Origin of the sequence: Lentzea indica, assembly GCF_012184385.1 — a bacterium.
Taxonomy (GTDB): domain Bacteria; phylum Actinomycetota; class Actinomycetes; order Mycobacteriales; family Pseudonocardiaceae; genus Lentzea; species Lentzea indica.
The window spans coordinates 1-2,174 of sequence record NZ_VSRL01000500.1 but is presented as its reverse complement, the minus strand read 5'-3'; the positions used below and the strand labels follow the sequence as shown (position 1 = coordinate 2,174).

The 2,174-nt window shown below is 69.5% G+C and carries 3 protein-coding genes; all 3 read left to right on the top strand.

What is annotated here, in order from left to right:
• On the top strand, positions 1 to 545 hold a 545-nt coding region (locus FXN61_RS48995; protein ID WP_223165913.1), incomplete at its 5' end, for an ABC transporter permease.
• Entirely contained in the window at positions 542 to 1,315 is a 774-nt protein-coding gene (locus FXN61_RS48990) for an ABC transporter ATP-binding protein (protein WP_167980574.1), read from the top strand. The genes FXN61_RS48995 and FXN61_RS48990, both read left to right, overlap by 4 nt.
• Positions 1,312 to 2,174, top strand: an 863-nt coding sequence (locus FXN61_RS48985; RefSeq protein ID WP_188136316.1) for a nitrate- and nitrite sensing domain-containing protein, incomplete at its 3' end; no start/stop codon positions are given. The genes FXN61_RS48990 and FXN61_RS48985, both read left to right, overlap by 4 nt.

Genomic DNA, 2,174 nt, shown 5'->3' with positions numbered 1-2,174 from the left:
CCGCCGACCACAAGTCGCACATGTCCTATCCCGTCGCCGGTGGCTGCCCGTCCAGTCACCCGGTCTCGGTGCCGAAGCTGCGGATGGTGCTGCGGTATCTGCCCGCGGGCGCGTTCATCCCGTTGCTCATCATCTGGCTCGGGCTCGGCGAGCCCTCCAAGATCGCGATCCTGTTCATCGGCACGGTCTTCTTCAACACATTGATGACCGCCGACGTCGTCCGGGGTGTGCCGCGCTCGCTCATCGACGTCTCCTACACGCTCGGCGCGCGCCGCGGCGAGGTGCTGCGCAAAGTCGTGGTGCCACACTCGTTGCCGGGCATCATCGACGCGGTTCGCGTCAACGCGGCGGCGGCGTGGAACTTCGTGGTGGTGGCGGAGCTGATCAACTCCACGGCCGGACTCGGCTACCGGATCGTTCGCGCGCAACGCTTCCTGCAGACCGACAAGATCTTCGCGGTGCTCGTCGTGATCGGCGTCATCGGCGTGACGATCGACGTGGCCCTTCGCCTGGTGCGCGCTCAGGTGGGGCGGTGGGCCGCATGACGCTGAACCTCGTCGACGTCTCCATGGAGTACCACCTGCGCGGTCGCCCGACGCGCGCGCTCGACGGCGTGAACCTCACGGTGTCTCCGCGCGAGTTCCTCTGCGTCGTCGGCGCGAGCGGCTCGGGGAAGTCGACCCTGCTGTCGCTGGTCGCCGGGCTCACCATGCCGACCAGGGGCGAGATCACCATCGATTCTCACCCGATCACCGGGCCAGGACCGGACCGTGGACTGGTCTTCCAGACCGGATCGCTCTACCCGTGGCGCACCGTGGAACGCAACGTCGCTTTTGGACTCGAGCTGCTCGCACTGGACACCGCCGAACGCGCCCGCAGGGTCGACTGGTACCTCGCAGAGACCGGCCTCGCGGACGTGCGGCGGTCGCTGCCGCGCCAACTGTCCGGTGGCCAGCAGCAGCGCGTCGCGATCGCGAGGGCGCTGGTCTGTGAACCGGACGTGCTGCTGCTCGACGAACCGTTCGGCGCGCTCGACGTGCAGACCAAGGAGGACATGCAGCTGTTGATCAGGCAGATCTGGCGCGACACGGGCACCACCGTGCTCATGGTCACCCACGACGTCGAGGAGGCCGTGTTCCTCGGCACCAGGGTCGTCGTGCTCGCGAGCGACCCCGGTCGCGTCGCCGCCGAGGTCCGGATCCCGCTCGCGGAGGACAGGGATCTCGCGGCCAAACGCACGCCCGCGTTCCTCGAGCTGCGCGCGTCCATTGAGGACATGGTCCGCGCACAGCACCGCGGCGGGGTGATCAGGTGAGACGAAGTGTGCTCCACGGGCACTCCATCGGCAGGAAGCTGAACCTGCTGATCGTGCCTCCGCTGGTCGCGGCGGTGCTCGTGACGGTGCCGTTCCTCCTCGGCCAGGCAGGGGACGCGGGATCGGCAGCGGGTACCGCCGAGTCCGCACGGCAGGTGCGCGAGCTGGGAAACCTGATCTGGGACCTGCAGCAGGAACGCGTGCTCACGGCCGCGCACCTCGCGTCGCCCGCCGGCGAAAGTGAGAACCTGAAGCGCCGGCACGGCAACGTGGACTCCGCGGTGGAGGACGTGCGCGCCGCGCTCGGGTCCACGATGTCCGACGAGCTCGCGAACGCGTTGGTACGCCTGGGTTCGCTGTCCGGACTGCGGCAGAACGCCCTGCGCGGCGGCGCCTCGTCCGACGGCGTTGCACGGACGTACCACGCCGCCATCAGTGCGATCATCGACTCGCTGCGCCTCGTGCCGCAACGGACCGGCGACGCGGAGGGCACGAGACAGCTCACCGCACTGGAAGCTCTGCTGCGCGCCACCGAGCAGCACTCCCTGCGCGACACCGGCCTGATCATCGCCGCGGCGAGCAGACCAACAGGACAGGATCTGCTGAACGACGCCGTGATGCAGGCCCGCGCGTTCACCGAGCGGTTCGTGCAACAGGCCGACGCGGAACACGCCGCACTGGTCGTGACGGTGGAGGAAGGAACTGAGGCCCGCCGGGTCGACGAGCTCGCCGCCCGGCTGCCGAAGGAACGGAACCCGTCGTTCGCGGCGGAGGCGCTGACCGCGGTGACCGCACAGGCCGAGCTGCGCAGGGTCGCGCAGGACCGGGTCACCGACGAGATCGCCGCCGCGGCCGCGGC

Bases quoted from the DNA above. Each gene is read 5' to 3' on its own strand.
- FXN61_RS48990 (WP_167980574.1), top strand. From the start codon at position 542: ATGACGCTGAACCTCGTCGACGTCTCCATGGAGTACCACCTGCGCGGT.